The sequence below is a fragment of the Kitasatospora sp. NPDC002551 genome (genome assembly GCF_040296005.1).
GTDB lineage: Bacteria > Actinomycetota > Actinomycetes > Streptomycetales > Streptomycetaceae > Kitasatospora.
On sequence record NZ_JBEOWI010000115.1, the window covers coordinates 1 to 7,795 of the forward strand.

8 protein-coding genes are annotated in these 7,795 nt (G+C 72.3%); all 8 read right to left on the reverse strand.

The window, feature by feature from the left end; all coding sequences use genetic code 11:
* The coding region (locus ABT093_RS39940; protein WP_502884428.1) for a DNA cytosine methyltransferase at window positions 1-1,770 on the reverse strand (1,770 nt) is incomplete at its 3' end.
* Between the two features lie 113 nt (window positions 1,771-1,883).
* Window positions 1,884-2,261, reverse strand: coding sequence for a hypothetical protein (locus ABT093_RS39945; protein WP_350572419.1), 378 nt, complete (start codon window positions 2,259-2,261; stop codon window positions 1,884-1,886).
* Window positions 2,262-2,392: 131 nt separating this feature from the next.
* On the reverse strand, window positions 2,393-3,016 hold the full coding sequence (locus ABT093_RS39950; RefSeq protein ID WP_350572420.1) for a hypothetical protein: 624 nt from the start codon (window positions 3,014-3,016) through the stop codon (window positions 2,393-2,395).
* Between the two features lie 88 nt (window positions 3,017-3,104).
* A complete protein-coding gene (locus ABT093_RS39955) occupies window positions 3,105-3,692 on the reverse strand; it encodes a hypothetical protein (protein ID WP_350572421.1) in 588 nt (195 codons plus the stop codon).
* A 196-nt stretch (window positions 3,693-3,888) separates the two neighbouring features.
* On the reverse strand, window positions 3,889-4,227 hold the full coding sequence (locus tag ABT093_RS39960; protein ID WP_350572422.1) for a hypothetical protein: 339 nt from the start codon (window positions 4,225-4,227) through the stop codon (window positions 3,889-3,891).
* A gap of 351 nt (window positions 4,228-4,578) precedes the next feature.
* Entirely contained in the window at window positions 4,579-5,082 is a 504-nt protein-coding gene (locus ABT093_RS39965; RefSeq protein WP_350572423.1) for a hypothetical protein, read from the reverse strand.
* 105 nt (window positions 5,083-5,187) lie between these two features.
* Window positions 5,188-6,075 carry a DNA methyltransferase family protein gene (locus ABT093_RS39970; protein ID WP_350572424.1) on the reverse strand — a complete coding sequence of 296 codons (888 nt, stop codon included), beginning with the start codon at window positions 6,073-6,075 and terminating at the stop codon, window positions 5,188-5,190.
* A gap of 103 nt (window positions 6,076-6,178) precedes the next feature.
* On the reverse strand, window positions 6,179-7,795 hold a 1,617-nt coding region (locus ABT093_RS39975), incomplete at its 5' end, for an HsdM family class I SAM-dependent methyltransferase (RefSeq protein WP_350572425.1).

Genomic DNA, 7,795 nt, shown 5'->3' on the forward strand with positions numbered 1-7,795 from the left:
GGTGGTCGCGGTGCGGGCGGTCCGGATCGCCGTTCGACCGGCGCGGGCCACGGCGGCGTACTTCTTCGAAGCCCTGACCTGCGAGACGTCGTCGCGCTCGCCGGCGGCCTGGGCGACGCGGAGGCGGCCGGGCCGCCGGAGGGCGTAGAGGCCGCGCACGTAGGCGCGGGTCCGGGCCTCCCAGGCGCGGCCCAGGATGTGGCCGATCCAGGCGGCGGCGACCATCGGGCTGACGGTGTCGGCGATGAGCTGGGTCTTGTTGCGGATGCCTTCGCCGCGGCCCACGTGGATCCAGGGGAAGTCGGCGCGGAATCCCACGGCGCGGCCCAGGTCGGCGTGGGTGTGGGTGAGGCCGTCGGCCTCGCGCTTCCACCCGTACGCGGTGCCGGTCACCGTCGTGCCCGGCTCGTCGGCGGTGAACGTGCCGCCGCCCTTGGGCCGGCCGGTCAGGGGGTTGATCCCGCGCACGCCGCGGGTGTTGACCTTGTGCCCCTTCTCCCAGCCCATGCACGCGGCCCAGGTGGTCCGCGGCACCGGCTTGCTGGGCCGGTAGCTGGTGAACGGCCGGGTGTAGCGCATGCACACCATGAACGTCCGGTTCTTCTTCGAGGCGGCCCCGTAGTCGGCGGCCTCGACCAGGCTGAACGACGCGTACTCCCAGCCGGCCCCGTAGAACTCCGAGGCGATCGCCTCGACGACGTACTCGGCGGCCTTCGACTTCAGGAGGTTCGAGGACTGCTCCATGGCCACCCAGCGGATGTTGTTGTGCTTGGCCTGCAATGCCAGCGGCCAGATCACCGCTTCGGCCATGAGGCCCGTGCGCGCGTCCTTCAGCGCCGCCAGCGGGGCGCGGACCTCGTCCCAGGTGGCTCCGGTGGGCGGAGCGTAGCCCTCCATGCCGTCCCCGGCGTCGTCGACCATGACGAAGCCAGCCGCTGCCCCGGCCTGGCTGATCACTTCCTCGACCAGCCCCATGGCCTCCTCCGCGAGCCCGGCCAGCTTCCCGCCGGGCGAAAGCGTCTGGCACGGAGGGGACAGGATCACCGCGACCACGTAGCGCAGCGCCGGGTTCGCCGGGTCCAGGTCCGTGACCGAGGCGCAGATCCGCCGGAACCCGGCAGCCCGCGCCGTGGCGCACGCGGCCTCGGAGAGGTCCACCCCGACCATGTCGACGGGCTCACCCAGTACATGGACGATGCCCTCGCACCAACCACCGGGGCCCGCAAAGAGGTTGACGACCCGGATGGGCGCGCCCGGCTTCGGCGCGTAGAGCCATTCCACCGGCCACGGCCCGGCGAGCTCCGCGCGCTCCTGGTCGCTCAGCGACGCGATGTAGGCATCGCGTTCCGCGTCGTCGAGGAGGTCGACGTCGTCCACCGGCAGACCGAGGGCCGAGCTCACCTTCGCCACCGTCACCCGGGCTGCTTCAAGGACCCAGTACGCCATGTGCGCCCGGGCCCAGATGCCGGTGCTCTCCTCCTCCAATCCGCCGCGGTACTCCCAGCCCTCGTCCTCCACCGACTCGGGCAGCCGCCACCGCCGGGCCTGGCCGATGGCCTCGTACGCGGCGGTGATCTCGTCGGAGTGCGCGTCGGCCAAGGCCAACAGGGCGGCGCGCCTGGCGGCGGCGCGGCCGTGCAGCCGCTTCGCCTCTGCGAGGGGGCACGGCGGGGCCACCGCGGCGCCGCCCTCGTTGTCCATGGCCGCGGGGCCGCCAGGGTCGCTGATCGTGTCGGGCGCCGGTCGGGGGTCGGGGGAGGGGAGGTTCATCGTGTGCCTCTGTGCTTTCGGCCGGCCTGGGGCCGGGCGGCGGGGCAACGGCCCCGCTACCCGGAGCGGTCAGACCGCGGCCGATGATTAATACAATGCTCGAAGTCGCAGACTTAAGAAACGTTGTTCGGGTGGGTGTGCCCCGGAGCCTCGTCCCGCAGCATCCGCTCGACTGCCTGCTCCCCGAACGCTCCGACCAGGGCGGCAACCTGGGCTTCCAGGCCGCGGTTGTTGATCGCGCTCGCCTGCTCGTCGGCGTCGTCGTGCACGGCGTCGAAGGCGTCGAGGTCACCCAGCTCGGGATGGGCGCCGTTGTTGTAGGCGCTCGACGCGCCGCGGTGCACCATCTCGTACACGAGCTCGTCGACGTCCGTCTCCGTCAGCCCCAGCCCGCGGGCCAGGCGGACCAGCCCGGCGGCGCCCTGCACTTCCTGGTCGGGGCGCTGCGGCGTGCCAGCTTCGGAGTGGTCGGCGTGCAGGGCGGTGGTCATGCGGGCTCCAGGTGCGAGGTGTTCCGCCGGGATCGGCGAGGCGGTGAACTGAAACGGGCTGGGGTGTGCTCGACGGCGTGGTCGAGGCCGCCGCGACCGGTCGGCACGGCCTCGGCCGCGCGCGGGTGCTGCTACAGCCGGGACAGCTGGGCGTAGTTGCGCTCCCCGTCGCTCCAGGCGAGCGCCTGGACGCGGTGGACGACCGTACGGCCGATCCAGGAGGCGGCCGGACCGGGGTGGGACTGCTCGCCGACGAGCCAGTCGTCCAGATCCCCGGCCAGGTCCCACAGCCCGCCGGACGAATCCTCGGCGAACCACTGGGAGTTCCCGCCGCAGCCGAAGCTGTCGCGGTACTCCCAGACGCACACCAGGCGCAGCCCGGTGGCCGCCCCCAGGACGGCGAAGACGGCGTTCACCTGCTCCTCGGTGTACCCGTCGCGGAACCGGCCCTTCAGCCGGCCGTTGGCGACGACCGGGGCGAGTGCCTCGTCGGCGTAGTGGGCCGGTGCCGGGCGGTCGTCCGATACCGCCGGGCCGGTGGACGGCCGCGACCTGGGCGCATCTGTCGCCACGCCCAGTTCGGCGAGCCGCTCTCGCAGCGTGGCGAGCTGTTCGGTGAGCTGCTGGGTAAGCCGTTGGCCGTCGGCGGAGACCGGGAATCCGGTGGCCATGGCCTCCTCGTGGGACGAGGCGAGGGTGTTGCTCAGGTTGTCGGCAGCGCGGTGGGCCTGCCACAGGGCGGTGGGGTCGGGCATCGGGATCGCTTTCGTGGGGTGCGGGAGGCGCCGACGGGCCCAGCGTGGCTGCCGGGGCCGCTCCGGCGATGGCGGATGGCGCGATGGTTCAGGCGTCGTCGTTCTCGGCGATGCTGAGGTCGTAGCCGAGGGCGTGGAGGCGGTCCTTGATCGCCTCGACGATGTCGCCGCCCTCCAGGTCGGGGTCCGTCATCGCGTCCAGGACGGCGTCCATCCCGGCCTGCGGGTCGGGCTCCGCAGCGCTGACGGCGGGCCGGCCGAACTCACCGGCGAGGACGGCCATGACCGTGCCGAGCATCTGGACGCGTTCCTCGACGTGCCGGTCGGCGGCCTCGTCGTGGTCGTCGTAGTCGTTGCCCAGCAGCGCGCCGTCCGGCCCGACGAAGGGGGTGATCTCGGCCTGCTGGCGGGCCAGCAGCGAGGCGTGCGCCGTGATCAGGCCGTGGACCACGTCGCGGGACGACCCTCCGGTCGGGACCGGGGCCCCGTCCAGTCCGTGGCTGTGGCACATCGCCGCGCACTGGAGCCAGCCGGTGAGCTCCTGGACGCGCTCGCTGCGCACGCGGTCCCACTGGTCGAAGGGCTGTTCGGAGGCGGTGGCGAGCTCGGCAAGCGCTGCGGCGACGGTGGCGGAGTCGGCATCGCCGGGGAGCGTGGTCAGGGTGGTGGCGGTCATCGGGTTCCTCAGGGCGGGCGTCGCGCGATCGGCGCGGACGGCGGTTCAGTTGGTGGTGACGCCGACGTACATCCAGGACGGGACGTGGCGGCGGTCGAGCGTGAGGCCGGTCAGGGCGGCCTCGGAGGGCCGGTGCGAGCTCATCGGGGGTAGTTCCTCCGGGTTCGGCGCCGCGCCGGCACCGGCACGGGCTCGGCTACTGGTCGGCGCCGGTCACGTGCAGCCCGGAGACGCTGGGCAGCCGCGACAGGATCGTGTAGATCTCCGCCGGCCGGTATCGGGCCTTGCGCTCCTTCTTGCCGAGCCGGAGCGCCAGGTGCACCTCCACGTCGTCGATGTCGTGGTCGCGGGTGGCGATGTATCCGGTGTCCAGGCACGAGAAGGTCACCGACTTGACGCGCGTCATCAGTTCGCCGAGGGCGACCCGATCGCCCTTGCGGGGCAGCGGCAGGCTGCCGGTCTCCCAGGTGAAGGCCGCCTCGTAGTCGACCTCACCGTCGTTGATGCCCAGGTCGATGCTGACTTCTGCGCGCATGGCTGTTCTCCGTCTCCGTCGTTGTTGTGGCAGCGGCGCTGCGCCGCTGCTGGGTGGTCGTGCTCTTGGCGGGAGTCGAACCCGCGCCGTGTAGACGAGCTTGGAAGACGCGCTTCCCTGCCGGCGGTTCGGGGGTGTCAGCCCCTCGTTGAGGTTCCCCAACCCTGCTGGCCAGGGCCCGGTCCCGGTGCATCCGCGACCGTCTCGGCATGACGCCGTTCCGTTTTACGGCCGCTCTTCCGCTGGGCTACAGGAGCGGGGGCGGGCTGCGCGCCCTCCCCGCAGCGAGTACATTACACAAACTCGCAGAGTTAAGCAATTGCGTGTGGGGTTGATCGGCCTTCTCGGTCGTCAGCCGGGCTCGCCGGGGGCCGTGGTGTCAGGCTCCGCCGTCCCGGCTTCCGGCCGCTCACTGCGGGCGGCCGGCGCACCCTCGTACGGGTGCCAGGACGCTGCCGCCCGGTGGGGCAGGTGGGTGGCGACGATGTTCGGCCAGTCCGTGTGATCGTGCTCCTTCGGGGTGGTCGGGTGCGAGATCCAGTTGGCCGCCCCGGTCTCGTCGCTCAGCAGCGCCTCGATCAGGCACTCCCGGCACAGGCCGATCTCGGGCGTCCAGTCCCGGAAGGTCGCGGGCCTCTGGGGGTGCAGTACCGCGTGGCGCTGGGTGGCCTCCAGGACCAGGCGCGGCCAGTCGACGGCGCGCGCCACCCGCTCCAGGATGGCCGCCATGGCGTCCTCGACCGCCCAGACGTCCTCGGTGGGCATGGTGGTGTAGCTGCGGGTGCGCTCGTCCCAGCGGTGGTTCCCCAGCACGTCCTGGCGGAGGGTCTTGATCACGGCGAGTCGGTTGGGCATGGATCTCTCCTGGGGTGGGGTGGGGTGGGGTGCGGATCGGATGAGGGATGCCGCCCTGCGGCCGGTCGGGCCGGTGTGCCCGGCCGGCGCGGGCTGCGCGGTCCTTCACAGATGCCAGTGCGGTGGCCGGGTGCGGGTGGGGTAGAGCAGGGGCCGGTGCTTGTGCTCGGCGATCGCCCGCTCGGCGCGCCGGTGCGTGGGCTCTTCGAGGTTGCGCGGGTCGCCCAAGGCGTCGCCGCAGGACACCGTCACGCTGCTGCCCAGGCGCCACAGCCGCGAGTTGACCGCGCAACAGGCCGAGTTGACGGCGTCGATGTCGTTCAGCCACCAGTGGTAGCGGCCCGGGTCGAGGCCCTGGAAGCGCAGCGCCGCGGCGGCGGCCCGGACCATGGTGCCGGTGCCGGCGCACGGTTCGAGCAGGACGGCGCCGGGAGCGGGGAGATCGGTCAGCAGGATCTCGCCGGCGGGGTCCGAGGCGATCGACGGGGTGAAGAACTCGCCGGTCGCCTGCTTCTGGCCGTGGCCGCGCATGCGCTGGAGCAGGAGGCCGAGCAGGTCCTCCGACTCGCATCGGGCCAGGTCGCTGCAGTACTCCAGCAGTCCGGCCCGCACGAGGACGCGCGCGTAATCGGCCAGGCCGCGGATGTCGCTCTCGCTCGGATCGGCGAGCCATGCGTGCAGCGGCCCGGCGGCGTCGGCGAGTGCCGGGTCGGACGCCCACAGGCTGTTCCAGCTGGCCCGCAGGGCGTCGGCCAGTTCCCTGTCGTCCAGCGGGATCAGCAGCGGGCCGTAGTCCGGCCCGTCCGCGCGGCTCGGGGAGCACAGGGCCAGCCCGGCCAGCGTGCCGACGGCGATGGCCACCTCGCCCGTACCGCCGCGGTTGTCCAGCCACCACCCGTGGGCGGCGTCGACGATGCACCGGCCGTGCTCGCGGCCGTTCTCGGGGACCATGAAGCGCCGGAAGCCGGCGGGAGGGATGCCGTACAGGGTCATGTCGTACTCCAGGAAAGAGGTCGGAGGGCAGGTCGAAGGCCGGGCGGTGGGGCCGCCGCCCTGACCATGTGTGAATTCGCAACCTTAAGAAATCTGTTGGGCGTCAGGAGGCCCAGGGCTGGTCGGCCAAGAGCGCCTGGATCTGGGCCTGGACGGCCTTCAGGTCCGCGTCGATCTCCTCCAGCGGACGCGGCGGCTTGTAGACGTAGAAGTGGCGGGTGAAGGGGATCTCGTAGCCGATCTTCGTCTTGGCGTGGTCGATCCAGGCGTCGGGGACGAACGGCCGCACTTCCCGCTGCAGGTACTCCTCCGGGTCCTGCCCGAGCGGGACGTTCTCGAAGTCCCGCAGCGCCGGGTCCGGCAGTGGCCCGCCCGGTGAGCCCTGCACCTCGCCCTCGGGATCGGCCACGCCCCACGCCTCCCGCAGCGCCCGGACGAACACGGCACCTGACGGACACGCCAGGCCGGCCGCGGCCACCGCCGCGGTGAGCGCGTCGAGGGCATCCGCCGCCGTCGCCCACACCGAGCCGACCAGCGGGCGCAGCGCCTTCGCGAACGCGCCCGCGTCGGTGACCTGCTGGACCGGCTTCGCCGACGCCAGCTGCGCGATCGACGCCTCGGTGGCTTCGAAGCGCAGCCGCAGCGGACGCTCGACCGTGATCCGCCGGTAGCCGAAGTCCTCGTTGCGAAAGACCTTCACCTTCCCGCCCCCCGAACCGACGGCACCTCCGGGCGCGTGAGCCGACGGGACCGGCGGAGCCCCGGCGTACAGGCGGGTCAGCTCGGCGATGTGCTCCTCGCCGACCTCCTTGCGCTTGTCGCCCAGCGCCCTGCGCATCTTGGACCAGTGGTCCCGGGCGTCCAGCAGGACGACACCGCCCTTCCGGTCCGCGGTCTTGCGGTTGGTCAGCACCCACACGTACGTGGAGATGGACGTGTTGTAGAAAAGCTGGTCGGGCAGCGCGACGATGCCCTCCAACAGGTCGCTCTCCAGAATCCACTGCCGGATACGGGACTCCCCGGACCCTGCCTGGCCCGAGAACAGCGGCGAGCCGCTGAAGAGGATCGCGATCCGGCTGCCGCCGCTCCCCGACGCGTCAACCGGCTTCATCTTCGCGATCATGTGCTGGAGGAAGAGCAGCGCGCCGTCGTTCACCCGGGGAAGACCGGCGCCGAACCGGCCGCGCTCGCCCAGCTCCCGGTGCTCACGCTCGACCGCGTCCTTGGCCTTGCGCCAGTCGACACCGAACGGCGGGTTGGCCAGAAGGTAGTCGAACGTCGCGCCCGCATGGCCGTCCTGCGTCAGCGAGTTGCCGAGGACGATGGCCTCGGGGGCCTGGCCCCTGACCATCATGTCGGACCGGCAGATCGCCCAGGACTCGGAGTTGAGCTCCTGCCCGAACACCTCCACCGGGTTGCCGGGGTCAAGCCGCAGCAGCTGTTCTTGTGCGGCGCTGAGCATGCCGCCCGTACCGCACGCCGGGTCCAGGACCGTCCGGGGCGCCCCCGGCGTACCAGGAGCCTGACCGTCGGCCGGAGCGAGAAGGTTCACCATCAGCCGGACGACCTCCGGCGGGGTGAAGTGCTCCCCGGCCGTCTCGTGGGACTGCTCGGCCCACCGCCGGATCAACTCCTCAAAGAGGTAGCCCATCTGGTGGTTCGACACGCCTCCACGCGGCTCCCCGCCCGCGTCCGGCGGCGCCGCGAGCCCGGCGGGCCC